We start from the raw sequence: 24860 nt of genomic DNA, 5'->3' as shown, positions 1-24860 counted from the left end.
GATCGGCCACCGTGCGGGCGGCCGTCAGTCGAGGGCGACCCGCAGGTGGCGCGGCCCGCGCAGGATCGGGCTCGGCCGGTACTCCGGCGGGTCCTCCAGCAGCCGCGCCCGGGCCAGGACCGGCGCCAGGGCCTGCAGCGCCACCTGCGCCTCCAGCCGGGCCATCGGCGCGCCGAAGCAGTAGTGGATGCCGTCGCCGAAGCCGAGGTGCGGCACCTGGCGGCGGTCCGGGTCGAACCGGTCGGGGTCGCTGACGTGCGCCGGGTCCCGGTTCGCGGCCGCGAGGAGCAGGGTGATCGACGCGCCCGACGGGATGGTGACGCCGCCGACGGGGATGTCGTCGAGGGCGGTGCGCCACGGCAGGAACTGCACCGGCGGGTCCCACCGCAGGACCTCCTCGACGAGCGGCACCGCGAACGCCGGGTCGGCCAGCAGCCGGTCGATCCAGCGCGGCTCGCGCAGCAGTACCAGCGACGCGTTCGCGATCAGGTTCACGGTCGTCTCGTGCCCGGCGACGAGCAGCAGCAGCGCGGTGCTGACGAGCTCGTCGCGGGTGAGCCGGCCGTCGGGGCCGTCGTCGGTGGCAAGGGAGCGCAGCAGGCCCGGCTCGGGGCCGGTGTCGACGAGGTCACCGAGGTAGTCGGCGAGCTCCCGGAACGCCCGGGTCTGCCGGGGCTGCCCGGCGGACAGCGCCGCGTCGATCCAGGCCTTGAAGCGCGGCTCGTCGGCGAGGGGCACGCCGAGCAGCTCGCAGATCACCAGGACCGGCAGCGGGTAGGCGAACTGGTCGACGAGGTCCACGGTCGACGGCGGGAAGTCGGCGACGAGCCGGTCGACGATGCCTTCGAAGGACGGCTGGAGGTCCGCGACGAGCGTCGGGCGGTGCGGCGGGCCGAACTGCCGGGTGGCGAGGCGGCGCAGCCGGTCGTGCTCGGGCGGGTCGGTGCGCAGGAAGCTCGGCGACAGCCCGACGAGCTCGTCGGTGGGGGTGAAGGCCGAGCTGATCCGCGGGTCGTGCAGCAGCGCCGTGACCTCCCGGAACGTGGTCGCCAGCCAGGTGCCGTCGGGTTCTCGGCCGACCGGGGTGCGCCGCAGCGACGTGTACAGCGGGTAGGGGTCGTGGCGGTTGACGGGGTCGAGGACCGCGCCGAAGATCGAGCCGACGGACGTCGTCATCGGGGCCCCCTCACGAATGTCGCGGACCGGGAGCTGGGACTGTGCCCGGTGACCACGACGGTGGCGTCGCGGGCCAGGAACTTCGGGTCGGGCACGTCGGCCGGGACCGGCACCATCGTCTCGGGCTGGTCGACGGTGGTGAACCGGGGCGGGAACGGCGCCGCCTGCTCGATCAGCCGCGCGTAGAACGGCAGCCACCGGGCGTGGTCGAAGGTGACGGCGGCGGTGAGGCGGCCCTTGTACCCGTACGCGGCGGCGAAGCGGCGCTGCTCCACGGAGCCCTGGGTGACGACGACCTCGTCGGCGAACGTGGGCACGCCGACGGCCTTGATGTTGGTGCCGAACTGCAGCGACCAGAACGACGGCATGTGCAGGTGCGGCCAGCGGTCGGACTCGTCGCTGACCATGTTGTGCGCGGCGACCTCAGCCTGGGCGACGGCGTTGCCCCAGTGCTCCAGGGCCAGGAACTGGTAGCCGAACATCGCGTTGGGGGCGCGGGCCACGTCGCCGGCGACGAACACGTCGTCCAGGACGAGGCCGTTGGCGTCGAAGGCGCGGCAGCCGGCGTCGCAGGCGAGCCCCCACGGCCCGACCGCGAGGCCCGAGTCGCGCAGCCACTCGACGTTGCGGACCCCGCCGAGCGCGGCGACGACGACGGCGACGTCGACCTGGGTGCCGTCGGAGAGATACGCCCGCCGCACCCGCCCGTCCGGGTCGCCCTCGATGGCCTCGACGGTGACCCCGCAGCGCAGGTCGACGCCGTGCTCGCGCTGCAGGTCGGCGGCGACGGCGCCGATCACCCCGCCGAGCGCGCCGGCGAGGGGCGTGGCGGCGGCCTCGGCGACGGTCACGTCCAGGCCCATCGACCGGCACGTCGAGGCGACCTCCGAGCCGGCGAACCCGGCGCCGATGACGAGGACCCGGGGCGCCGGGCCGTCGTGCCCGCCGGGCTCCGTGGCGGGTGGCGGCTCGGTGCGCAGGTGCGCGGCGGCCCCGTACGGCGCGATCGCGGCGAGCCGCCCGTGCAGCCGCTGCGCGTCGTCGCGGGTGCGCAGCACGAACATGCCGTCCAGCGCCGCCTCGACCGGGTCGTGCCACGGCCTGGCCCGCACGCCGGTGGTGATGAGCAGCCGGTCGAACGGCACGGAGCTGCCGTCGGCGAGGCTGACCCGCCGTCCGGCGAGGTCCAGGCCGGTGGCCGCGACGCCGAGCCGCCAGGTGGCGTCGAGGTCGCTCCGGTGCGGCAGCGTGGTCGCGTGTGGCGGCACCCGGCCGCTGAGGGCCTGTTTCGACAGGGGCGGCCGGTCGTACGGCTCGCAGTCCTCACCGTCGATGAGCGTCAGCGACCCGGTGAAGCCCTCCTCGCGCAGTGCCTCGGCGGCGCGCAGCCCGGCGAGGGACGCCCCGACGATCACGATGCGGGACGGGCGTTCCTGGACCTCGATCGGCGGCATGTCCTGCACCGACAGCCGGTCGATCTGGATCGCCTGCACGGGGCAGGCGGCGGCTGCGCGGGTCACGCGCTCGCGCTGGTCGTCGTCGGGGGCGGGGTCGTACATGAGCGCCTCGTCGCCCTGCATCTGGAACGAGGCGGGCGCCAGGAAGGCGCACTGGGCGTAGCCCTGACACTTGGTGAGATCAACTACCACGCGCATGAGCCAACGGTCACCCCTTCGCGGCGGCGGTGCCTCACCCCACGAGGACGGCGGCGGAGGACGGCAGGATCGCCCGGACGACGGTGCCGGCGCCCGGCGCGCTCATCACGTCGAGGGTGCCGCCGACGAGTTCGGCCCGCTCCCGCATCGAGCGCAGCCCGAGCCGGCCGGCCCGCCCGGGCGCGCCGGCCGGCCCGCCGTCGGAGCCGCCGGGCTGGAAGCCGACGCCGTCGTCGACGACCTCGAGGACCACCCGGGTGTCGTCGCCGGCGAGGCGCACCGTGACCTGCGAGGCGCCGGCGTGCCGGGCGGCATTGCCGAGCGCCTCCAGGGCGATGCGGTACAGCGCCTCCTCCACCTGCGGGCTGACCGCCGGCTCGGCGTCCAGCTGCAGCCCCCAGCCGGGCGGGACGGCGCCGGTGCCGGGCGCGAAGTGCAGCGCGTCGACGATGCGCCGCAGCGCGGTGGCGAGGCCGGCGCCGACGAGGGTCTCCGGGCGCAGCCGCACGATGATGCCGCGCAGGTCGCTGAGGCCGGCGCTGGCCGTCTCCTGGATCCAGGCGAGGGACGCCCGGGCGTTGGCCGGGTCGCCGTGCACGAGCTCGGCGGCGGTGCCGGCGCCCAGGCTGATGCCGTACAGCGTCTGCACGACCGAGTCGTGCAGCTCGCGGGCGAGCTGCTCCCGCTCCCGGGTCGCCTGGTGCTCGCCGGTGCCGAGGACGACCGCGGCCACCGCGGCGAACGCCTCCAGCCGGCGCGGCGGCACCGGGCGGCGCCGGCCGACGGCCGCGATCACGCCGGGCGGCCCGGCAGCGCCGGCCTGGCCGGGCAGCGGCACCGCGCTGACCGGGCCGCGCAGCACGGGAAGGCCGGTGCGCACGGCCCCGGCAAGGGCTCCAGCAAGGGCCTCGTCGAGGCCGGGCCGGCCGTCGTGCGTGCCGCCGCGCAGCCGGCCCGACGCGTCGAAGATCAGCACCGCCGTCGCCGGCAGCGCCCGCCCGGCCCGGTCGCACACGGCCCGCAGGACGTCCTCCGCCGGTGCGCCGCCGCGCAGCTGCGCGTGCAGCGCCGCGAGATGCCTCAACTCGGGGCCGCCGCGTGCACCGGGACGAGCCCGACCCGCATCGCGTACAGGGCGGCCTGCGTGCGGCTCTCCGCGTTGAGCTTCTGCAGGATGTTGCTCACGTGCGTCTTGACCGTCTGCGGCGCGATGTGCAGCTCCCGGGCGATCTGCCCGTTGGCCCGCCCCCGGGCCAGCAGCACCAGGACCTCCTCCTCGCGGCGGGTGAGCTGCGGCGGGGTGCTCGGCACGTGCACGTCGCGCACCAGCCGGGCCGCGACCGCCGGCGACAGCTGCACCTGGCCGGCCGCGGCGGCCCGCACCGCCCGGTGCAGCTCGTCGCAGGAGGTGTCCTTCAGCAGGTACCCGACGGCGCCGGCGTGCAGGGCGTCGGCGATCAGCTGCGGCTCCAGGTAGCCGCTGAGGGCGACGACCTCGACCCCGGGCAGCTCCCGGCGGATCACGGCGGTCGCTGAGATACCGTCGAGGACCGGCATGAGCAGGTCCATGAGGACGAGGTCGGGGCGCAGCTCGTGGGCGAGGCGCACGGCCTCGCGCCCGTCGACGGCGAAGCCGACGGTCTCTAGGTCGCCGCTGAGGGACAGGAAGCCGCGCAGGCCCTCACGGACCATTGCGTGGTCGTCGGCGATCAAGATCTTGATACTCATCGCCGCGGGCTATACCCCGGCGCGGCGGCGAATCACCACGTCGTGGGTGCCGTTCGGCGTACACCGAATGGGGGAGGACCAAGGTCGCCGCCACCGACCGACCGTGGCGGGATGTAAGGCGGCCCCATGCGCGGGCACCGTTGCACCGTGACGCCCAACTTGCGCCGGCTGAGCCGGTTTTCGCTGGTGGGAGCCGGCGGTGTGGTGGTCAACAACGTAACGCTGCTCGTCCTGCACGGAGTCCTCGGGCTGGCGTTGCTGCCCGCCACCGTTGCCGCCGTCGAGCTCGCGCTGGTCACCAACTACGTGCTGCACGAACTGTGGACGTTCCGGCGGCGCCGGCTGTCGCTGCAGCGCTTCGCGTACTTCAGTCTCGCCGGCCTCGCCGCCTTGCCGGTCAACGTCGTCGCCGTCCAGCTGCTGGTCGCGCTCGGTATGCACTACCTGCCGGCGAACCTCATCGGCATCGTGGCCGGGTTCGCCGTGAACTTCGCCGTCAGCTCGAAGTGGATTTGGAGTGAACGCACCGATGGAACAGCTGGTGTTGACCATCCTCACCCTGATCTCGCTGGTGCTGACGGTGCAGGCGGCGCATGCGTTGTACCTCATGATCTACACATGGGACCGGCCGGAGGCCGGCGACAGGGCGCGGGTGCCCGATCGACGTGCTACGCCGGCACTCTCCTTCACCGCCATCCTCCCGGCACGGCACGAGGAGGAGGTCATCCAGCACACCATCGCCCGCGCCGCGTCCGCTGACTACCCGCCGCACCTGGTGCAGATCCTCGTGGTGTGCTCGGCCGACGACGTCGGCACGATCGAGCAGGCACAGGCGCAGGTGAACCGGCTGCGCGCGGCGGGTCGCACCAACGTCGAGGTGGTGGTGTTCGACGACGGCCCGATCAACAAGCCGCACGGGCTCAACACCGCGCTGCGCTACGCCACGAACGACGTCGTGGCGATCTTCGACGCCGAGGACGAGGTCCAGCCGCAGCTGTTCGACATCGTCAACACGATCATGTCGGAGGAGGACGTCGGCTGCGTGCAGGCCGGGGTGCAGCTGATGAACTTCGACTCGAACTGGTACTCGACGTTCAACGTCCTGGAGTATTTCTTCTGGTTCCGCAGCCGGCTGCACTACCACGCGAAGAACGGTGCCATCCCGCTCGGCGGCAACACCGTGTTCTTCAAGCGGAGCCTCATCGAACGCCTCGGCGGCTGGGACGAGTCGAACCTGACCGAGGACGCCGACATCGGCCTGCGGCTGTCCAGCATGGGGGAGAAGGTCCGGGTCGTGTACGACGACCGCTACGTCACGAAGGAGGAGACGCCACCGACGCTGCAGAGCTTCATCAAGCAGCGGACCCGGTGGTGTCAAGGCTTCATGCAGACCCTCAGCAAGGGCACCTGGAAGCTCATGCCGACCCGCCGGCAGCGGTTCCTCGCCTGGTACACCCTGGCGTTCCCGCACGTCCAGGCGATGCTCGGCATCTACCTGCCGGTGGCGCTGCTCAGCGCGTTCGTGCTGAGCGTGCCGGTGCCGGTGGCGATGCTGTCGTGGCTGCCGGTGCTGCTGCTCGGCGCGCACTTCGTGATGAGCGTCGTCGGCCTGTACGAGTTCACCGGCGCGCACGGGCTGAAGGCCACCCCGGCGACCGTGGTGAAGATGGCGATCACCTGGTTCCCGTACCAGATGGTGCTGTCCTACGCGGCGGCGCGGGCGCTGTGGCGGCAGGTCAAGGGCGAGCGCAACTGGGAGAAGACGGCCCACGTCGGTGCGCACCGCACCGCGGCGGAGACTGCGGAGCTGACCAATGTCGGCTGACCTGCTGCAGCGGCCGGGGACGCCGGCCGGCACCCCGAAGAAGACCGTCGCGCCGCAGACGCGCGGCTGGCCCCTCATCATCGTCAGCCTGGCGATCGGCCTGGTGACGCACGGCTGGAACATGTTCCGCTACCCGCTCTACCTCACCGACGAGGGCATCTACATGGAGCAGGCGTGGTCGGTGCTGCGTGAGGCGAAGCTGTCGCCGTACACGTACTTCTACGACCACGCGCCGATGGGCTGGCTCACGATCGCGGGCTGGGTCGCGATCCTGCCCGGCGGCTTCAACGCCTTCGGCAACGCCATCAACACCGGGCGCGTGCTGATGCTCATCGTGCACCTGGTGTCGGTGTTCCTGCTGTACGAGACGGTCCGGCGCTTCACCGGCAGCAAGGCCGGCGCGTTCCTGGCCGTGTTCGTGTTCAACGTGTCGCCGCTGGCCGTGTACTACCAGCGCCAGGTCCTGCTCGACAACCTGATGATGCTGTGGATCCTGCTGGGCCTGTACCTGCTGGCCCGCAAGGACGGCCGGATCGTCACCGTCATGGGCGCCGGGCTGTGCTTCGGCCTGGCCCTGGTGACGAAGGAGAACGCGCTGTTCATCCTGCCCGGCTGCGCGTACCTGCTGCACCGCACGATCAAGGAGCAGTCGAACCGGCGGTTCGGGGTGTCGTTCTGGTGGTTCGCGGCGCTCGCCCCGGTCGTCGGCTACCTGCTCTTCGCGCAGATCAAGAACGAGCTGTTCCCGCAGGGCTTCAACTTCAGCCTCGCTGCCGCCACGCCCGGCGACCACGTGTCGCTGCTGTACACCGTGTGGTGGCAGCTGCACCGCAACTCCAACAGCAGCAACGGCCTGTCGTTCACCACGCTGCTGCAGGACAGCTGGCTGTTCAAGGACCGGTACCTGCTCATCGCCGGCACCGCCGCGACGCTGCTGACGCTGTTCGCCGGGCGGCGCAACAAGCGGCTGCGCGGGCCGATGCTGGCGTGCGCGCTGATGGCGGTCGGCTACGGGTTCTACCTCACCCGCAGCGCCCTGCTCGACTTCTACATCGCGCCGATGGTCCCGCTGTTCGCGCTGAACCTCGGGATGTTCTTCGGCTGGCTCACCCGGCGCACCAAGCCGCCCGGCGCGGCGGTGCTGGTGGCCTGCCTGCTGGTGCCGGTGCTGGTCATGCCGGGCGGGTTCCTCGTCAAGTACAACACCAAGGGTGAGCTGGAGTTCAGCGACGCGTACCGGCTGCCACTGACCCGCCTGCAGGAGCAGCAGGTCGCGTGGATCAAGACGAACATACCGCCGGACGCGAAGCTCATCATCGACGACGACATCTGGGTCGCGCTGCACGACAACGACCCACCGTACAAGTACGCGCACCCGCACTACAAGGCCACGTCGGACCCGGACGTGCGGGACAAGGTGTTCGCCTCCAGCTGGGAGAACGTCGACTACGTCGTGATGTCGAACAAGATGCGCGACGCCCTCGAACGCGGTGGCGAGACCTGGATCATCGAGGCGATCGACCAGCACGGGGAGACCGTCTGGCAGGCGACCCGCGGCGACGTCTCACTGCAGATCATCAAGATCGGTGCAACCTCGTGAGTGAGCTGGAGTGACGATGCAGACCCTCAAGCGCCGTAGGGCACCCGCGGGCACGACCAGGAAACGGCCGGGCCGCAGGCGGCTGTCCCGTCCGAAGATCTCCGGCCGCCGGCTCCTCGTGGCCGCAGTCGCCGCGTTCCTGCTGGTCAGCGTCGGGCGGTCGGTGCTGCCGGCGATCGGCATCGAGGCGCCGGGGCTGCCGTCGTTCGGCGGCGGCGGCGATGACACGCCGACCGACGCCCCGACGACGAAGGCCCCGAAGGCGCCCACCGTCGACCTCAACGGTGTCATGGTGCACGGTGGCGGCGAGCCGATGATCACGCTCAACCCGGGCCTGGTGCGGCTGGGCGGCACCGTGACGGTCAGCGGGAACGGGTTCGACCAGGGCTCCATGGTCGACGTGTACCTCGGGCCGTCCGCCACCGCCGCCCAGCCGTCCGGCAAGGCGAAACCGAAGGCGAAGGCCGCCAAACCGGTCCAGGTCGGCACGGCGAAGGCCGGCAAGTACGGGGTCTTCACCGTCAACTTCGCCTTCCCGAACAAGATGACCACCCCCGTGCTGGAGGTGACCGCCCAGGCGCGGGGCAGCGACAAGGTCGCCAAGGCCGAGGCGGCCGTCGCGCAGGGCGCCGGGCAGGCGACGCTGTCCGCCGTCGTCGGCAAGCCCGGCGACACGATCAACCTGACGGTGAAGGGGTTCTCCCCGGGCGAGGAACTGTCGGTCTTCTGGGGCCGGATCAACGGCGAGCCGAGCCTCACCCTCAAGGCCGACGAGGATGGTTCCGTGGGTAAGACCCCGATCAGGGTTGGCGTCACCGCGGTCGGGACGACCAGTCTGGTGGTTGTGGGCAAGACGAGTGGTGCGGCGGCGAGCGCGCCGTTCCAGGTGCTGCGGCTGTACCCGTCGATCAAGCTCGCGCCGTACGCGGTGAAGGCCACCCAGTCGATCACCTTCTCCGGCGTCGGGTTCGCGCCGGGGGAGCGGGTCCTGGTGCGGCTGAACTCGGCCGGCGGGCAGCCGGTGATGGCGGTGACCACCGACGGCGCCGGTGGCTTCAAGGGCGCCGGGCTCACGATGCCCTACCAGCTCAAGGGCGCCCAGTCGCTGGTGTTCATCGGCGAGCAGAGCCGGGCCGCGGCCTCGTCCGGGTTCACGATCCTGCCCTACATGCCCCAGGCGCGCACCAACGCCTACGGCGGCCTGCCCGGCACGGTGGTCAACTTCTACGCCACGCAGTTCGCGCCGAACGAGGCCGTGCACGTCTACGCGAAGACCTCCAAGGGTGCCAAGGGCGAGCTGGTGTCCGCGTTCCGGGTCAACAAGGCCGGCACCGCCCGCGCCGTCGGGCAGTACACGATCCCCGGTAACACCGAGAACAGCGTCATCTTCGAGCTGCGGGGACAGCTCAGCGGCTCCACCGCGACGGTCAACTTCAAGGTGGACTCGTCCGGTGGGCCGGTCGACATCCCGACGCCGAAGCCGTACGTCCTGCCGAAGGATCTGGAGAAGTAGCCCCGGTGTACTGGCAGGCATTCCGGGCCGCCCCGGAGGCGTTGATCGTGCTCGACGCCGCCGGGGTGGTCCGGCTTGCCAGCAGCGCCGCGGAGGCGCTCTTCCACCGGGTCACCGCCGACATGGTCGGCCGCCGGGTCGGGCAGCTGCTGACCAGCGACCCGCGGGCGGCCCTGGACGCGGCCACGGGCGACGGGGAACCGGTCTACACGACCTCCGCGATCCGCCTGCCGGACGGCGCGGAGCTGCCGGTCGACGTGCGGCTGCGCACGCTGCCCGGCGACCCGAGCGGCCTGGTCGTGCTCGCCGTCGACGACCAGGGCGCCGGCGGGATGTCGCGGGCCAGCCTCGAGCACCGGGTGGCCCGGCTGCAGCAGGCCGGGGCCGAGCAGGGAGAGGCGCTCGGCGACGTCATCCTCGCCCAGGAACGGGAGCGGGCCCGCATCGCCGCCGGGGTGCACGACGACAGCCTGCAGGTGATCACCGCGGCGATGCTGCGCCTGCAGCACCTCCGCCGGCGCCTGCGCGACCCGCGCGACCTGGAGCTGCTCGGCAAGCTGGAGGACAGTCTCGCCCTGGCCGCCGACCGGCTGCGGCGGCTGATCTTCGACTTCCGCCCGCCGAAGCTGTCCAGCGACGGGCTCGCCGCGGCCACCCGCGACCTGCTCGACGGGCTCGCCGAGGACCACTCACTCGCCGTCCACCTGCAGGACCGGCTGCAGGGCGAGCCGCCGCTGCCCACCCGGCTGCTGATCTTCCGGATGCTGCAGGAGGCCGTCGCCAACGTCGGCAAGCACGCCGACGCCGACGAGTGCACCGTCATCCTCAGCGAGCAGGACGAGGGCTACCTGGTCCGGGTCGTCGACGACGGCGTCGGTGCCGAGCAGACCGGGAGCGACTTCGAGACCCCGGCCGGGCACCTCGGGCTGGTCCTCATGCGGGAGCGGGCGGCCCTGGCCGGCGGCTGGTTCCGCATCAGCAGCATCGCCGGCAGCGGCACCACCGTCACGTTCTGGGTGCCGCGCGGCGCCGACCTGCAATCCAAAGGAGCCGCCTGATGCGCTACCGCGTGCTGATCGTCGAGGACCACCAGGTGGTCGCCGAAGGCCTTGCCGCGCTGCTCAACGAGCACCCCGAGCTGCGTGTCGTCGCGATCGCCGGCGGCGTCGGCGAGGTCGAGCACCTCGCCGACGTCGAGCGGGTCGACGTGGTGCTGTGCGACTACTGGCTGCCCGACGGCACCGGCCCGGAGGCGGTCGCCGCGCTGCGGGCGCACCTGCCGGAGGTGGCGGTCGTGTTCCTCAGCGCCGACAGCAGCGACGAGGTGGTCCTCGCCGCCCTGGAGGCCGGGGCCGCCGGGTACCTGGTGAAGAGCGCCGGCGGGGCCGACGTCGCCGACGCGGTCCGCCGGGCGATCGACGGGGAGATCCTGGTGCCGGCCCGTCAGCTGGCGAAGCTCCTCGCGCGGCGCCGGGAACGCGCGCACCGCTCGCAGGAGCACGCCCGGCGGCTGGACAGCCTGACGCCGCGGGAGCGGCAGATCCTCAGCCTGATGACCTCCGGCATGGACAACCGTGACATCGCCCGGGAGCTGAGCATCAGCTACACCACGGTGCGCAGCCACGTGCGGCACCTGCTGTCCAAGATGGGCGCCCGCTCGAAACTCGAGGCCGTCGTACGAGCGGCGGACTGGGACGCTCCTACCGTTGCACCATGAGCATTTCGGACATTCGTACGCTGAACTGATATTTCCCCTTCCGTAATGTTTTGACCTGCCCGACGTCGTCGTACGTGAGGACAGGTCAGAAGTTGAAGCGTTCCCGTCTCGTGTGGCTGAGCGCCACCGCTCTTGCGCTTGCCGCCGCCGTCACCGCCGGTGGTGTCGCCCTGTACCACTCCGCCGAGAAGGCCGGTCCGAAAGCCGCCGGGCAGCAGCTGCGGCTGCCGCTGCACACCGACGGCAACCGGATCGTCGACGCCGCAGGCGCGACCATCACCTTCACCGGTGTCAACTGGTTCGGCCTGGAGACCAACACGTTTGCCCCGCACGGGCTGTGGTCCCGGCCGCTGGACGACATGCTCGACCAGATGGCGGCGCAGGGGTTCAACTCGGTGCGCCTGCCGTTCAGCAACGAGCTCTTCGACGCCACGGCCAAGCCCAACGGCGTGGACTTCAAGCTCAACCCCACCCTGGAGGGCCTCACCGGCCCGCAGATCATGGACCAGGTCGTCGAGGGGATCACCAAGCGCGGCATGATGGTGATCCTCGACCGGCACCGGCCGACCTCGCAGGGCCAGAGCAACCTCTGGTACACCGACAAGGTCAGCGAGGAGCGCTGGATCTCCGACTGGAAGATGCTCGCCAAGCACTACCGCGACAACCCCCTCGTCGTCGGCGCCGACCTGCACAACGAGCCGCACGGCGAGGCCACCTGGGGCACCGGCGAGGAGAAGACCGACTGGCGGGCCGCCGCCGAGCGGGCCGGCAACGCGATCCTCGCGGAGAACCCGAACTGGCTGATCGTCGTGGAGGGCATCGAGTCCTACGACGGCGACGGGTACTGGTGGGGCGGCAACCTGCAGGGCGCGGCCAAGGACCCGGTCCGGCTGTCCGACCCGGCGAAGCTGGTCTACTCCGCGCACGACTACAGCCCCAAGGTGTGGTCGCAGCGCTGGTTCACCGACCCCGCGTTCCCGGCGAACATGCCGGCCCTGTGGGACAAGCAGTTCGGCTACCTCGTCAAGAACAACGTCGCGCCGGTGCTCATGGGCGAGTTCGGCGGCCGGTCCGTCGCCGAGACCGACGCCCAGGGCGGCAAGGACCTCGAGGGCATCTGGCAGCGGCACCTGATGGGGTACCTGAAGGAGCACGGGCTCAGCTACACGTACTGGTCCTGGAACCCCAACTCCGGCGACACCGGCGGGATCCTGAAGGACGACTGGAAGACCGTCGACCAGGCCAAGATGGACCTGCTCAAGTCCTACCAGTCGGCACCGCTGGCGAAGAAGCCGTAGCGCATTGTCGATGGGCCCTCTCCGCGCTGTATGTTCAGCGTGGGGAGGGCCTCATGCCTGTTCAGGAACGGGACACCACGGTCGGCAGCCTCAACGCGATCATCGCCGTGCCTTCGGATCCGCCGCGGGCCGGGCTCGTGCTCGTCGACGGCTCCGGCCCCGCGACCCGGCACGCATGGGCCGGGATCCCGGCATGGCTCGCCGCGCGCGGGATGGCCACGCTGCGGCACGACAAGCCCGGCTGCGGCGGCTCCCCCGGAGACTGGCGGGACCAGTCGTTCGCGGACCGGGCCGTGGAGGCCCTCGCGGCGCTCGCCGTCCTGCGCGCCGAGACCGGCGTGGAGCGGGCCGGACTCATCGGCTACAGCCAGGGCGGCTGGATCTCCCTGATCGCCGCCACGAGCGCGCCGCAGGCCGTCGACTTCGTGATCACCGTGTCCGGGCCGGCGGTGGGCATCGCCGAGCAGGAGCGGGTGTCCACGGAACGGGCGCTGCGCCGGGCCGGCCACCCGCCTGCCGTCGTCGACGAGGCGATGCGCTGGGTCGACGAGCGCGCCGCCCGCCTCGCCGTCGGTGACCCGCCCGCCCAGGTGCTCGCCGCGCAGCAGCGGCACGCCGGCCGGGTCTGGTACGACGCCGTGGCCGCCGAGCCGTACGACACCGTGCAGAGCCTGACGTTCTTCGCCCGGGCGCTGAGCTTCGACCCCGCGGCGCGCATCCCGCACCTGCGCTGCCCGATCCTCGCCCTGTACGGTGCCGCCGACGAGCTCGTGCCGGTCGAGCGCAGCGTCGCGGTGCTCGCCGAGCGGCTGCCGGGGCTGCACCGCGGGCGCAACGCCGTGGCCGTCCTGCCCGGCGCCGATCACCTGCTGCACGTTGCGGAGAGTGAGCACGCACCCGCGTTCCTGCCGATGCTCGGGGCGTTCCTCGACCTCGTGGCGCTGTCGTAGCGCATCGACCCGGGCCTTGTCCCGGACTTGTGTGGCCTGCCCACATAGCTCCGTGCCCGACGCCACTCCTAGCGTGTGCGAACACCGCCAGCAGGCGCTGGCCTTAACAAGGCGTTCACACAGGGCTCATACGGAGGAAGCGTGATTCGGCAGACGAGTGCGCCGCGGCGGCTACTGCTCGCGGCGCTCGGCATGGGTATCGCGGCGGCGTTCACGTCCGCCTGCAGCAGTCCCCAGGAGGCGGCGCAGGAGCCCGCCGGGGACGGCGCCCCGATCAAGGTCGGCCTGGTGTACTCGCAGACGGGCGCCCTGGCCGGCTACGGCAAGCAGTACATCGAGGGCTGGAAGGCGGGCCTCGCCTTCGCGACCAAGGGCACCGGCAAGGTCGGCAACCGGCCCGTCGAGGTCAAGGAGGTCGACGACGCCGGTGACCCGGCCAAGGCCGTCTCCGCCGCCAAGGACCTCATCGGCCAGGGATACAAGATCATCGCCGGGAGCACCGGCTCGGCCGTCGCCGGCCAGGTCGCGCCCCTCGCGGCACAGAACAAGGTCCTGTTCGTCTCCGGGCCGGCCGCCTCCGACGCGGTCACCGGCGTCAACAAGTACACCTTCCGCTCCGGCCGCCAGTCCTACCAGGACGTCCTCGCGGCCAAGTCCTACCTGCCCGCGCCCACCGGCAAGAAGGTCCTCGTGTTCGCCCAGGAGGGCACCTTCGGCAAGTCCAACGCCGACGCGGTGAAGGCCGTCATCGGCGGCGCCGGCGCGACCGTGGAGAACCTGTTCGTCCCGGCCAGCGCCACCGAGTTCACCGGCTTCGCGGCGCAGGCCAAGAACGCCAAGGCCGACATGATCTTCGTGGCGTGGGCCGGCACCACCGCCCCGGCCATGTGGCAGGCCCTCGACCAGCAGGGCGTGCTCGGCTCGACCATGGTCGTCACCGGCATCGACCAGCGGGCGTCGTGGGCGACGTTCGGCGCGGCCGGCGGGAAGCTGTCGCTGCTCGCGCACTACTTCGACGGTGCCAGCGACAACGAGGCCACCGCCGCGCTGCGCAAGGGTGTCGAGGGCGGCAAGCTCGACCTGTTCCACCCCGACGGCTTCACCGCCGCGCAGATGATCGTGCGCGCCGCGGCCGAGGGCGGCGACGACGTCGACAAGATGGTCACCGCGCTCGAAGGCTGGAGCTTCGACGGCGTCAAGGGCAAGCTGACCGTCCGCAAGGAGGACCACGCCCTGCTGCAGCCGATGTTCCAGGGCAAGTTCTCCGGCTCCGGCGCGGAGCTGAAGCCGGAGCTGGTCAAGGCGATCGACCCGGCCGACGGGGCCCCGCCGGTCGTGCAGATGAAGGGCTGAGGGATTGTCCCCCCGAAGCAACGCGCCGGCGGCCGGGGTGGTTGACGCCCCGGCCACCGGCCTGCTGTCCACCAGGCGGCTGACCTGGAAGATCGGCGAGGTGGCGATCGTCGACCACGTGTCGGTCGACCTGGCCGAGGGCGAGTTCCTCGCCGTCATCGGCCCCAACGGCGCCGGCAAGACGTCGCTGTTCAACCTGATCTCCGGGCTGCGCCGCCCCACGGACGGCTCGGTCACCCTCGCCGGGCACGACATCACCCGGCTCGCGCCGCACCGGCGGGCCCGGCGCGGCCTCGGCCGCACCTTCCAGTCCTCGTCGGTGTTCGGCTCGCTCACCGTCGCCGCCAACGTGCGCCTGGCCGTGCAGGCCCGGCGCGGCGGCTCGCTCCGGCCGTTCCCGCTGCCGCGCGCCGACCGGGACATCGCCGAGCGTGCCGAGCGGGTGCTGTGGCGGGTCGGCCTCGACCACCGCGCCGGCACCCTGGCCGGCACCCTCGCCCACGGCGAGAAGCGCAAGCTGGAGATCGCGCTGCTGCTGGCCGGCGAGCCGAAGGTGCTGCTGCTGGACGAGCCGATGGCCGGCGTCAGCGCCGAGGACGTGCCCGGCCTGGTCGCACTGATCAAGACGCTGACCCGCGACGAGCGGCGCAGCGTACTCATGGTGGAGCACCACATGGACGTGGTCCTGGACCTGGCGGACCGGGTCGCGGTCATGCACCACGGGGCGCTGCTCATCTGCGACACCCCGGAGGTCGTCATGGCCGACCGGACCGTCCAGGAGGCGTACCTGGGAGAGAAGCTGTGAGCCCGATCCTGGATATTTCCGATTTGTCCGTCAAGGTGGGCGGGTCGCACATTCTGCAGGGCGTCACGTTCAGCGTGCAGCCGCAGGGCGTGACCGCGCTGCTGGGCCGCAACGGCGTCGGCAAGACCACCACCCTCAAGGCCGTGCTCGGCCTGATGCCGCGGGCCGCGGAGATCACCGGCCGGGTCGGCTTCGCCGGCGCCGGGATCACCCGGCAGCCGACGTTCCGCCTGGTGCGGCGGGGCCTGGGCTACGTGCCCGAGGACCGTGGCGTGTTCGCCGGGCTCACCGTCGCGGAGAACCTGCGGCTCGCCGAGCGGGCCGGCACCGCCCCGGACTACGACACCGTGCACGGGCTGTTCCCGGAGCTGCGCAAGCGGGCCCGGCAGCGGGCCGGCACCCTGTCCGGCGGCCAGCAGCAGATGCTGGCGATCGGCCGGGTCCTGCTCAACCCCAACCGGCTGCTGCTCATCGACGAGCCGACGAAGGGCCTCGCCCCGAAGGTCGTCACCGAGGTCGCCGCCGCGCTGGAGGCGGTCGCCGCCGTCGTGCCGATGCTGCTCGTCGAGCAGAACCTCGCCGTCGTGCGGCGGATGGCCCGCCACGCCGTCGTCATCGCCAACGGCCGGGTCGCGTACACCGGCACCGCCGGCGACCTGCTCGACTACACCGAGAAGACCAAGGCGCTGCTCGGCGTCGGCAAGGGAGATCATTCATGAGCGGGCCGGAGCGTAGCGGAGGGCTGCGAATCATGGGCGCAGGGTGGAGTTCAGGCCGGCGCCGGAGCGCAGCGGAGGTGACGGCATGAGCACGTTTGTGCTGCTGACGCTCACCGGGCTGGGTCTGGCCGCCTTGTACTTCCTGGTTGCGTCGGGCCTCGCGCTGGTGTTCGGCCTCGCCGACGTGCTGAACTTCGCGCACGGGCTGTTCCTGTCCGTCGGCGCGTACGGCACCTGGTGGGCCAGCGGCAACCTCCCCGGCGCCGGGCCGTCCGGCTGGGGCTTCGTCCTCGCCGTCGTGTTCGGCGTGGTGTGCGGCACCGCCGTCGCCGCCCTCGTCGAGCTGGTGCTGATCCGGCCGCTGTACTCCCGGACCATCGAGCAGGTCCTGGTCACCGTCGGGCTGTCGCTGGCCGGCGTGGCGTTGCTGCAGGCGTCCTGGGGTGCGGACCCCCGCGTGTACCCGCGGCCGCAGTGGACGCAGGAGCTCACCGAGGTCGCCGGCGCGCGGGTGCCCAACGACCGGTTCCTGCTCATCGGCGCCGCCGCGATGGTGCTCGCCGGGTTGCTCGCGTTCCTCAAGTACACCCGCATCGGCCTGGTCATCCGCGCCGGCGTCGAGGACCGGTCCATGGTCACCGCCCTCGGCATCGACGTGCGGCGCGCCTTCACGCTCGTCTTCGCGATCGGCGGCGCCGCGGCCGCGCTCGCCGGGGCACTCGGCGGGGTCTACGCCGGCTCGATCTCCCCGACCGGCGGCAGCTCGCTGCTCATCTTCGGGTTCATCGTCGTCGTCATCGGCGGCATGGGCTCGGTCGTCGGCGCCGCCTACGCCGCCGTCGCCGTCGGGCTGCTGCAGCAGTTCGTCAACTACACCTCCCCGGGCCTCGGCGACATCTGCGTGGTCGCGCTCCTTGCGATCGTGCTGCTCGTGCGCCCGCAGGGGATCACCGGAAAGGTCGCCACCTCATGATGACGGACACCGCGGTGACCCCGGACGCCACGCAGGCCCGCCCCCGGCGCCGCCCGCACCCGGCCCGCTTCGGCCCGCTCGTCGTGCTGGTCGTGCTCGTCGCGCTGCCGTACTGGTCGATCTCCATCCCCGGCGTGTTCGACGCGGCGCTCAACAAGCCCGGCACCCTGCAGCTGCTCGCGCTGTGCCTGGTCTTCGGCGCCCTGGCCACCGGCTACGACCTGCTGTTCGGCCGCACCGGCCTGCTGTCCTTCGGCCACGCGCTCTACTTCGCCGGCGGTGTCTACGGCACCGACGTCCTCGTCACCAAGGCCGGGCTGCCGCTGTGGCAGGCGGTGCTGCTCGCCATCGCCGGCACCGCCGCGGCGGCCGCGGCGCTCGGCGCGGTCGCGCTGCGTACCAACGGCATCGCGTTCGCCATGGTCACGCTCGCCTTCGCCCAGGTCGGCGCGATCACCATCGGCCGTGACCCGGGCGGCGTCACCGGCGGCGAGGAGGGGCTGCCGATGGACACCACGCAGGTGCCCTCGGCGCTCGTCGGCGTCACCAACACCGTCAACCTGTACTGGCTCGCCGTCGCCGTTGCGGTCGTGACCGTCCTGGTCGTGCACGCGATCGCGGACGCGCCCGCCGGCCGGGTCCTCGCCGCGATCCGCGACGACGAACGCCGCGTCGGGGTGCTCGGGCTGGACCCGTACCGGTACAAGCTGTTCGCGTTCACCGTCGCGGGCGGCCTGGCCGGGCTCGCCGGCGCCATGTACGCGCTGCTGATCGGCGGCGCCACCCCGCACGTGGCGGTCTCCGACCAGACGCTGACGCTGCTGGTCATGGTGGTGCTCGGCGGCCCCGGCACCCGCTGGGGCCCGCTCATCGGCGGGATGCTGTTCACGTACCTGGACTACCGCCTGGTGTCCTTCGGCCGCTCCGACGCGGTGGACAGCCTGCCGGGCGTGCTGAGCGGGCCGCTGTCGCAGCCGCTGTTCGTGCTGGGCACCGTGTTCATCCTCGCCGTGTACTTCTTCCCCGGCGGGCTCGCGGGCCTGCGGACCCGTCTCGGCCCCATCGCCAAGTGGATCCCCGACCGCCGCTAGGGGAGCCACCCGGTTTTATCGGCGCCGGTCGATTCGATCTCAGTCGAATCGATCGGCGTCTTTTCATGTGGTACGGCGGCACACGCGCACGCCGGTAAATGTATGGATCGCCTCCATGGCCTGGGTGTGGCGCCGGTCATAGCGTTCGCCGCAACGGCGGGCCACATGTGACCGCCGGCCGCCCACCGCCATGAGGAGGTGTGTCCCCGATGGACGGTCCCGCTTTGACGGCCCGCGGCCTGACCCGGGATTTCCGCGGCTTCCGGGCCGTCGACCAGGTCGACCTGACCGTCGCCGCCGGCAGCGTGCACGCGCTCGTCGGGCCCAACGGCGCCGGCAAGACGACGCTGTTCAACCTGCTCACCGGGTTCCTCGCGCCGACCGCCGGCCGCATCGACCTCGGTGGCCGGGACATCACCGGGCTGCCGCCGGAGCGGGTCGCCCGCCTCGGCGTCGCCCGGTCGTTCCAGATCACCAGCCTGTTCCCGCAGCAGACCGCCCGCACCCACGTCGAGCTGGCGCTGCAGAGCGCGACGCGGCTCGGCTGGCGGTTCTGGCGCAGCGACCGGCTCCTGGCCCGGTTCTCGGCCCGGGCCGGCGAGCTGCTGGACCTCGTCGGCCTCGCCGACGCGGCCGAAACCCCCGCCGGCAGCCTCGCCTACGGCCGCAAGCGGGCCCTGGAGCTGGCGATCGCGCTCGCCCTGGACCCGCAGGTGCTGCTGCTGGACGAGCCGACCGCGGGCATGGGCCTGGAGGACGTCGAGCGCACCGTCGAGCTCATCGCCGCGGTCCGCGACGGGCGCACCGTCGTGCTCGTCGAGCACAACATGCGGGTGGTCGGGCGGCTCGCCGACACCGTCACCGTGCTGCAGGCCGGGAAGGTCCTCGTCGAGGGCCCGTACGAGCAGGTCCGCGCCGACCCGCGGGTCATCGAGGCATATCTCGGGAGTACCGATGCTGCACATTGAGGGCCTGTCCGCGTGGCACGGCGAGGCCCGCGTGCTGCGCGAGGTCGACCTGAGCGTCGAGCGGGGCGAGGTGGTCACGCTCTGCGGGCGCAACGGGGCCGGCAAGACCACGCTGCTGCGCTGCGTCATGGGGCTGCACGCCGGGCAGTCGGGCGTGGTCCGGCTGGACGGGCAGGACCTCACGCCCCGCAGGGCCCACCAGCGGGCCCGCCTCGGGCTCGGCTGGGTGCCCGACGACCGCGGCGCCTACGCCACCCTCACCGTCGCCGAGCACCTCACGCTGCCGCCCGTGGTCGGGCCCGACCCGTGGAGCCTCGAGCAGGTCCACGAGGCGTTCCCGGCCCTGTACGCCCGCCGCGCCAGCCCCGCCACGAAGCTGTCTGGCGGCGAGCAGCAGATGCTCGCCCTGGCCAGGGTGCTGCGGATGGGCGCGCGCGTGCTGCTGTGCGACGAACCCACCGAAGGGCTCTCCCCGCTGCTGGTCCAGCAGGTCGGGCAGATCCTGCGGCGGGCCAAGGAGCACGGCGTCACCGTCCTGCTCGTCGAGCAGAACCTGCACTTCGCGACCACCGTTGCCGACCGCCACTACCTCCTCGCCGAGGGGCGGATCGTCGGCGCCTTCGACAACACCGACATCCGTTCGCGCGAGGCCGAACTCCTCGCCCACCTCGGCATTTAGGGGATATTTCATGAGAAAGAGTGTCGCGGTCGGTGCCGCGCTCTGTGTCGCCCTGTCCGGCTGCGGCGCCGGTGGTCCCCGCTCCGGCGGCGACTCGAAGCTCACCGGCGACAAGCTCGTGCTCGGCGTCCTCAACGACCAGTCCGGCGTGTACGCGCAGCTGTCGGGCAAGAACTCCGTCGAGGCCGTGAAGATGGCGATCGAGGACTTCAAGGCCAAGTACGGCGACAAGGCCGTCACGAAGAACATCACCGTGGAGACCGCCGACCACCAGAACAAGCCCGACGTGGCGAACACCCGCGCCGCGGAGATGTACGACCGGCTCGGCGTCGACGCGATCCTCGACGTGCCCACGTCCTCGGCCGCGCTGAAGGTCGCCGACGTCGCGAAGGCGAGCAGGAAGCTCTACTTCAACATCTCCGGCGCCACCACCGACCTGACCGGCAAGTCCTGCAACAGGTACACGTTCCACTACGCCTACGACACCGCGATGCTGGCCAACGGCACCGGCACCGCCACCACGCAGGCGGGCGCCAAGAACTGGTACATCGTCTACCCCGACTATGCGTTCGGCCAGGACATGGAGAAGTCCTTCAAGGCCGCCATCGCCAAGGGCGGCGGCAGCGTCGTGGCCAGCGACCCGACCCCGTTCCCCAACGACAACTTCTCCACGTTCCTGCTCAAGGCGCCGACGCTGAGCCCGAAGCCCGACGTGCTCGGCACCATGCAGGCCGGCGCCGACCTGGTGAACCTGGTCAAGCAGTACAACGAGTTCAAGCTGCGGGACAAGGGCGTCGGGCTCGCCGTCGGCCTGATGTTCCTCACCGACATCCACTCCCTGACCCCGGACGCCCTGGCCGGCACCACGTTCACCGACGCGTGGTACTGGAGCTTCGACGAGCGGAACCGGGCCTGGGCCGACCGGTTCTCCGCCCGCGCCGGCGGGCAGCGGCCCACCTTCGCGCACGCCGCGAACTACTCCGCCGCCACCCAGTACCTGGAGGCCGTGCAGGCCGCCGGTACCGACGACGCAGACGCGGTCGTCAAGCAGCTGGAAGGCCGGAAGGTCGACGACTTCTTCCTGCGCAACGGCGAGTTCCGGGCCGCCGACCACCGGGTCGTGCACGACGCCTACCTCGCCAAGGTCAAGCCCGGCAGCGAGGTCAAGGAGCCCTGGGACTACGAGCAGATCGTGAAGACCATCCCCGCCCAGGAGGCGTTCCGCGCCCCGTCGGCCGACTGCAAGCTGTAGCCCGATGGGTTTCCTCACCCAGACGTTCAACGGCCTGGTCGGGGGCAGCTTCTACGCGCTGCTCGCCCTCGGCCTGGCCGTCATCTTCGGCATGCTGCGGGTGGTCAACTTCGCCCACGGCGCGTTCTACATGCTCGGCGCGTTCGGCGCCTACGTGCTGCTCGCCGAGGCCGGCGTCTCCTTCTGGTGGGCGCTGGCCGCGGTACCGGTCGTGCTCGGCCTGCTCGGCGTGCTGCTGGAGCGCACGCTGATCCGCCGGCTGTCCACCCTGGACCCGCTGTACAACTTCCTGCTCACCTTCGGGCTGACGCTGATGCTGCAGGACGTGGTGAAGTCGCGGTACGGCTCGCAGTCCAACCCCTACGCGGCGCCGGCGGGGCTGCGCGGCACCGTCGACTTCGGGCTCTTCGACTTCCCCGCCTACCGGGTGTTCGTCTTCGGCGTCGCGGTGCTGCTGTGCGCCGCGGTGTGGTGGCTGCTGACCCGCACCCGGGTCGGCACCGTCGTGCGGGCCGCCACCGAACGCCCCGAGCTCACCCGGGCCCTCGGCATCGACGTCGGGCGGTGGATCGCGCCCGTGTTCGGCTTCGGGGTGGCCCTGGCGGCCCTCGCCGGGGTGCTCGCCGCGCCGATGCGGGCGGTGAACCCGCTCATGGGCGCCGACCTCATCATCGGGGTCTTCGCCGTCGTCGTCATCGGCGGGCTCGGCTCGGTGTTCGGCTCGGTCACCGCCGGCTTCACGATCGGGCTGCTGCAGGCCTGGAGCGAGGCGTACGGCCCGGCGCTGCTCGCGCAGACCCTGATCTTCCTGGTGATGGCCCTCGTCCTGCTGCTGCGGCCGGCCGGGCTCTTCGGGCGGGAGGAACTGCCGACGTGACCACCCTCATCCTGCAACGGGCCCGCACCCCGCGGTGGGCCGGCTGGGCCCTGGTGACGGCCGGCGCGCTGGTGGCGCTCTGGCTGCCCAACGGGCTCTACCCGGCGGTCGCCGTGGACATGCTGTGCTGGGCGCTGTTCGCCGTCGCCATCGACCTGCTGCTCGGGTACGGCGGGCTGCTGTCCTTCGGGCACGCCGCCTTCTGGGGCACCTCGGCGTACACCGCCGGGCTGGCCGCGGCGCACCTCGGCGTGCCCTTCCCGGTCGCGGTGCTCGGCGGCGCGCTCGCCGCGGCGGCCCTGGCGGTGCCGATCGGCTACCTCGCGGTGAAGCGCTCCGGGATCTACTTCGCGATGGTGACCCTCGCGTTCGCGCAGCTGGTGTACTTCGTGGCCAACGAGTGGTCCTCGGTGACCGGCGGCGAGAACGGCCTGCAGAGCGTGCCGCGGGAGCTGTTCGGGCTGGACCTGTCCGACCCGTACTACTTCTACTACGCCGCGCTGCCCGTCGCGGCGCTCGGGATGCTGCTGGCGTGGCGGGTCGTGCACTCACCGTTCGGCCGGGTGCTGGTCGCGATCCGGGACAACCCCGCGCGGGCCCGCGCGCTCGGGTACCCGGCACATCGGTACAAACTCCTCGCCTTCGTGCTGTCGGCGTTCGTCGCCGGCCTGGGCGGTGGGCTGTTCGCGGTCGCGCACGGCTTCGTGTCCCTGGACGTCGTGCACTGGACGACGTCGGGCAAGGGCGTGGTGCTCGTCGTGCTCGGCGGCATCGGCACGCTGTGGGGCGGGGTCGTCGGCGCGGCGCTCGTGGTCAACCTGGAGGACCAGCTGTCGCAGGCCGGCTTCACCCTGATCGGCCTGGTCACCGGCGGCATCTTCGTGCTCGTCGTGCTGCTCTTCCGGCGCGGCCTGTGGGGATCGGCGGTGTGGCTGCTGCGGCGCTATTCCCGGCTGTGACCGTACGCACAAAATGATACGAGACGGTTCCGTATCGCATCGCCGGGCCATAGCTTGGTCGAGGATACGGAACTGTTCCGTATCGTAAGGCGTTCGCTCACTGGGGGCACGGAACATGGACGCAGCAACACAAGCTCCAGCCAACACCGGACATCCACGACGCTGGGCCATCCTCAGCGTGCTCGTCATCAGCCTGCTCATCGTCGTGCTGGACAACACCGTCCTCAACGTGGCGATGCGCACGATCGCCGACCCCGTGCACGGCCTGGGCGCGACCCAGAGCGAGCTCGAGTGGTCGATCAACTCCTACACCCTGGTCTTCGCCGGTCTGCTCTTCACCGCCGGCATCCTCGCCGACCGCCTCGGCCGGCGGATCACCCTCACCGTCGGGCTCGCGCTCTTCGGCATCGCGTCGCTCGTGTCCGCCTACGCCGACACGCCCGACCAGCTGATCTGGGCCCGTGCCCTGATGGGCCTCGGCGCCGCGGCGGTCATGCCGTCCACGCTGTCGATCATCGCCAACGTCTTCGATCCGCAGGAGCGGCCCAAGGCGATCGGTGTCTGGGCCGGCGCCGTCGGCCTCGGCGTCGCGATCGGCCCGATCGTCGGCGGCGTGCTGCTGGAGCACTTCTGGTGGGGCTCGGTCTTCCTGATCAACGTCCCGATCGTCGTGGCCGGCGTGATCCTGGTCAACGCGCTCATCCCCGAGTCCCGGGACCCGCGGCCCGGCCGCATCGACGTCGTCGGCGTGGTCCTGTCCATCGTCGGGCTGACCCTGCTCACGTACGGCGTCATCGAGGGCGGCGAGGCCGGCTTCGGCGAGCCCGAGTCGTGGGGCGCACTGCTCGCCTCGGTCGTCGTCCTCGCCGCGTTCGTGCTGTACGAGCGGCGCGTGGAGTTCCCCTCGCTGGACGTGCGGCTCTTCGCCAACCGTCAGTTCTCGGCCTCCACCGCGATGATCGGCCTGGTCTTCTTCGCCGCGATGGGCGCCATGTTCGCCAGCGCCTTCTACCTGCAGCTGGTGCGCGGCTACGGCCCGCTCGCCTCCGGCGCGCTGTTCGTGCCCTTCGCGCTCGGCCAGCTGGTCTTCGCCCCGCGCAGCGCCGCGATGGTCAAGCGCTACGGCCCGAAGGCGGTCAGCACCGCCGGCCTGCTCCTGGTCGCGGCCGGCCTGGCCGGCTGGATCTTCATCGGCGAGAGCACCCCGATCTGGGTCGTCGGCGCGCTGTTCTTCATCATGGGCGTCGGCATGGCCAACGTGATGCCGCCCGCGACCGAGGCCATCATGGCCGCGCTGCCCCGTGAGAAGGCCGGCGTCGGCTCGGCCGTCAGCAACACCATCAGGCAGGTCGGCGGCGCCCTCGGCGTGGCCGCGCTCGGCGCCGTCATCAGCTCCTACTACCGCAGCGGCGTGGAGTCCTCCACGACCGGCCTGCCGGCCGCCGTCAAGCACGTGGCCGACGAGTCGATCTCCGGTGCGTACGGCGTCGCGGCGCAGGCCGGGCCCGCCGGGCCGGCGCTGATCCAGCACGCCAACGACGCCTTCATCACGGCGATGCACTACTCGGCGATCGGCTCCGCGGTCTTCGCGGTCCTCGGTGCCGCCGTCGCCTTCGTCTGGCTGCCCGGCAAGCGCCCGGCGACCGCTCCCGCGCCCAGCACCGCGGAGAGCCTCGCCGAGGAGCAGGGCGTTGAGCTGGTCGACGTGTGATGAACAGCGAA

Annotated in this window: 23 protein-coding genes; 19 read left to right on the top strand and 4 right to left on the bottom strand. The window is 71.8% G+C overall.

Going from position 1 to position 24860, the window contains the following annotated elements; all coding sequences use genetic code 11:
* Window positions 1-24 precede the first annotated feature (24 nt).
* Genes AB0H83_RS07140 through AB0H83_RS07125 form a run of 4 tightly spaced genes read right to left on the bottom strand, consistent with a single transcriptional unit; the run spans window position 25 to window position 4559 of the window.
* Complete coding sequence (locus AB0H83_RS07140; RefSeq protein ID WP_360088214.1) at window positions 25-1176, bottom strand: cytochrome P450; 1152 nt, start codon at window positions 1174-1176, stop codon at window positions 25-27.
* Window positions 1173-2831, bottom strand: coding sequence for an FAD-dependent oxidoreductase (locus AB0H83_RS07135; RefSeq protein ID WP_360088211.1), 1659 nt, complete (start codon window positions 2829-2831; stop codon window positions 1173-1175). Before AB0H83_RS07135 ends, AB0H83_RS07140 begins: the two co-directional genes overlap by 4 nt.
* Window positions 2832-2865: 34 nt before the next feature.
* Window positions 2866-3915 (bottom strand): sensor histidine kinase, encoded by a 1050-nt coding sequence (locus AB0H83_RS07130; protein WP_360088208.1) that lies wholly within the window; start codon window positions 3913-3915, stop codon window positions 2866-2868.
* Entirely contained in the window at window positions 3912-4559 is a 648-nt protein-coding gene (locus AB0H83_RS07125) for a response regulator transcription factor (protein WP_360088205.1), read from the bottom strand. Before AB0H83_RS07125 ends, AB0H83_RS07130 begins: the two co-directional genes overlap by 4 nt.
* 147 nt (window positions 4560-4706) lie before the next feature.
* Here AB0H83_RS07125 and AB0H83_RS07120 point away from each other — a divergent pair, with 147 nt between their 5' ends.
* The 19 genes from AB0H83_RS07120 to AB0H83_RS07030 all read left to right on the top strand — a co-directional run bounded on the left by AB0H83_RS07120 (window position 4707) and on the right by AB0H83_RS07030 (window position 24849).
* Complete coding sequence (locus AB0H83_RS07120) at window positions 4707-5318, top strand: GtrA family protein (protein WP_360088202.1); 612 nt, start codon at window positions 4707-4709, stop codon at window positions 5316-5318.
* A complete protein-coding gene (locus AB0H83_RS07115) occupies window positions 5212-6384 on the top strand; it encodes a glycosyltransferase (protein ID WP_360088199.1) in 1173 nt (390 codons plus the stop codon). Before AB0H83_RS07120 ends, AB0H83_RS07115 begins: the two co-directional genes overlap by 107 nt.
* Window positions 6374-7984 (top strand): glycosyltransferase family 39 protein, encoded by a 1611-nt coding sequence (locus tag AB0H83_RS07110; RefSeq protein ID WP_360088196.1) that lies wholly within the window; start codon window positions 6374-6376, stop codon window positions 7982-7984. Before AB0H83_RS07115 ends, AB0H83_RS07110 begins: the two co-directional genes overlap by 11 nt.
* A gap of 16 nt (window positions 7985-8000) precedes the next feature.
* Window positions 8001-9497 carry a hypothetical protein gene (locus tag AB0H83_RS07105; RefSeq protein ID WP_360088193.1) on the top strand — a complete coding sequence of 499 codons (1497 nt, stop codon included), beginning with the start codon at window positions 8001-8003 and terminating at the stop codon, window positions 9495-9497.
* 5 nt (window positions 9498-9502) lie between these two features.
* The gene (locus AB0H83_RS07100) at window positions 9503-10555 is read left to right on the top strand and encodes an ATP-binding protein (RefSeq protein ID WP_360088190.1); all 1053 of its coding nucleotides are present in this window, start codon (window positions 9503-9505) and stop codon (window positions 10553-10555) included.
* Window positions 10555-11214 carry a response regulator transcription factor gene (locus AB0H83_RS07095; protein ID WP_360088187.1) on the top strand — a complete coding sequence of 220 codons (660 nt, stop codon included), beginning with the start codon at window positions 10555-10557 and terminating at the stop codon, window positions 11212-11214. Before AB0H83_RS07100 ends, AB0H83_RS07095 begins: the two co-directional genes overlap by 1 nt.
* A gap of 92 nt (window positions 11215-11306) precedes the next feature.
* A complete protein-coding gene (locus AB0H83_RS07090) occupies window positions 11307-12512 on the top strand; it encodes a glycoside hydrolase family 5 protein (protein WP_360088184.1) in 1206 nt (401 codons plus the stop codon).
* Between the two features lie 53 nt (window positions 12513-12565).
* Window positions 12566-13462, top strand: coding sequence for an alpha/beta hydrolase (locus AB0H83_RS07085; RefSeq protein ID WP_360088181.1), 897 nt, complete (start codon window positions 12566-12568; stop codon window positions 13460-13462).
* A 192-nt stretch (window positions 13463-13654) separates the two neighbouring features.
* Entirely contained in the window at window positions 13655-14815 is a 1161-nt protein-coding gene (locus AB0H83_RS07080) for a substrate-binding domain-containing protein (protein WP_360088770.1), read from the top strand.
* Window positions 14816-14876: 61 nt separating this feature from the next.
* Window positions 14877-15620: an ABC transporter ATP-binding protein gene (locus tag AB0H83_RS07075; protein ID WP_360088767.1), complete on the top strand. Its 744-nt coding sequence runs from the start codon at window positions 14877-14879 to the stop codon at window positions 15618-15620.
* A gap of 23 nt (window positions 15621-15643) precedes the next feature.
* Window positions 15644-16339 (top strand): ATP-binding cassette domain-containing protein, encoded by a 696-nt coding sequence (locus AB0H83_RS07070; protein WP_360088178.1) that lies wholly within the window; start codon window positions 15644-15646, stop codon window positions 16337-16339.
* 85 nt (window positions 16340-16424) lie between these two features.
* Complete coding sequence (locus AB0H83_RS07065; protein ID WP_360088175.1) at window positions 16425-17312, top strand: branched-chain amino acid ABC transporter permease; 888 nt, start codon at window positions 16425-16427, stop codon at window positions 17310-17312.
* Window positions 17309-18403, top strand: a complete 1095-nt coding sequence (locus AB0H83_RS07060) for a branched-chain amino acid ABC transporter permease (protein ID WP_360088172.1) — start codon at window positions 17309-17311, stop codon at window positions 18401-18403. Before AB0H83_RS07065 ends, AB0H83_RS07060 begins: the two co-directional genes overlap by 4 nt.
* A 209-nt stretch (window positions 18404-18612) precedes the next feature.
* Window positions 18613-19371, top strand: coding sequence for an ABC transporter ATP-binding protein (locus AB0H83_RS07055; RefSeq protein WP_360088169.1), 759 nt, complete (start codon window positions 18613-18615; stop codon window positions 19369-19371).
* Window positions 19358-20050 (top strand): ABC transporter ATP-binding protein, encoded by a 693-nt coding sequence (locus tag AB0H83_RS07050; RefSeq protein ID WP_360088166.1) that lies wholly within the window; start codon window positions 19358-19360, stop codon window positions 20048-20050. Before AB0H83_RS07055 ends, AB0H83_RS07050 begins: the two co-directional genes overlap by 14 nt.
* A 10-nt stretch (window positions 20051-20060) precedes the next feature.
* On the top strand, window positions 20061-21302 hold the full coding sequence (locus AB0H83_RS07045) for an ABC transporter substrate-binding protein (RefSeq protein ID WP_360088163.1): 1242 nt from the start codon (window positions 20061-20063) through the stop codon (window positions 21300-21302).
* A 4-nt stretch (window positions 21303-21306) separates the two neighbouring features.
* A complete protein-coding gene (locus tag AB0H83_RS07040; RefSeq protein WP_360088160.1) occupies window positions 21307-22179 on the top strand; it encodes a branched-chain amino acid ABC transporter permease in 873 nt (290 codons plus the stop codon).
* Between the two features lie 11 nt (window positions 22180-22190).
* On the top strand, window positions 22191-23138 hold the full coding sequence (locus AB0H83_RS07035; protein ID WP_360088764.1) for a branched-chain amino acid ABC transporter permease: 948 nt from the start codon (window positions 22191-22193) through the stop codon (window positions 23136-23138).
* 115 nt (window positions 23139-23253) lie between these two features.
* Entirely contained in the window at window positions 23254-24849 is a 1596-nt protein-coding gene (locus AB0H83_RS07030) for an MFS transporter (RefSeq protein ID WP_360088157.1), read from the top strand.
* Window positions 24850-24860 lie beyond the last annotated feature (11 nt).

This window comes from Dactylosporangium sp. NPDC050688 (assembly GCF_040654515.1).
GTDB lineage: Bacteria > Actinomycetota > Actinomycetes > Mycobacteriales > Micromonosporaceae > Dactylosporangium.
The sequence above is the reverse complement of the archived record's forward strand: the minus strand, read 5'-3'. Positions and strand labels throughout refer to the sequence as shown.

Coding starts and splice junctions, on each gene's coding strand:
- AB0H83_RS07040 (WP_360088160.1), top strand. CDS start 21,307: ATGGGTTTCCTCACCCAGACGTTCAACGGCCTGGTCGGGGGCAGCTTC.
- AB0H83_RS07110 (WP_360088196.1), top strand. CDS start 6,374: ATGTCGGCTGACCTGCTGCAGCGGCCGGGGACGCCGGCCGGCACCCCG.
- AB0H83_RS07050 (WP_360088166.1), top strand. CDS start 19,358: ATGCTGCACATTGAGGGCCTGTCCGCGTGGCACGGCGAGGCCCGCGTG.
- AB0H83_RS07060 (WP_360088172.1), top strand. CDS start 17,309: ATGATGACGGACACCGCGGTGACCCCGGACGCCACGCAGGCCCGCCCC.
- AB0H83_RS07105 (WP_360088193.1), top strand. CDS start 8,001: ATGCAGACCCTCAAGCGCCGTAGGGCACCCGCGGGCACGACCAGGAAA.
- AB0H83_RS07065 (WP_360088175.1), top strand. CDS start 16,425: ATGAGCACGTTTGTGCTGCTGACGCTCACCGGGCTGGGTCTGGCCGCC.
- AB0H83_RS07125 (WP_360088205.1), bottom strand. CDS start 4,559: ATGAGTATCAAGATCTTGATCGCCGACGACCACGCAATGGTCCGTGAG.
- AB0H83_RS07080 (WP_360088770.1), top strand. CDS start 13,655: ATGGGTATCGCGGCGGCGTTCACGTCCGCCTGCAGCAGTCCCCAGGAG.
- AB0H83_RS07055 (WP_360088169.1), top strand. CDS start 18,613: ATGGACGGTCCCGCTTTGACGGCCCGCGGCCTGACCCGGGATTTCCGC.
- AB0H83_RS07085 (WP_360088181.1), top strand. CDS start 12,566: ATGCCTGTTCAGGAACGGGACACCACGGTCGGCAGCCTCAACGCGATC.
- AB0H83_RS07140 (WP_360088214.1), bottom strand. CDS start 1,176: ATGACGACGTCCGTCGGCTCGATCTTCGGCGCGGTCCTCGACCCCGTC.
- AB0H83_RS07030 (WP_360088157.1), top strand. CDS start 23,254: ATGGACGCAGCAACACAAGCTCCAGCCAACACCGGACATCCACGACGC.
- AB0H83_RS07045 (WP_360088163.1), top strand. CDS start 20,061: ATGAGAAAGAGTGTCGCGGTCGGTGCCGCGCTCTGTGTCGCCCTGTCC.
- AB0H83_RS07135 (WP_360088211.1), bottom strand. CDS start 2,831: ATGCGCGTGGTAGTTGATCTCACCAAGTGTCAGGGCTACGCCCAGTGC.
- AB0H83_RS07095 (WP_360088187.1), top strand. CDS start 10,555: ATGCGCTACCGCGTGCTGATCGTCGAGGACCACCAGGTGGTCGCCGAA.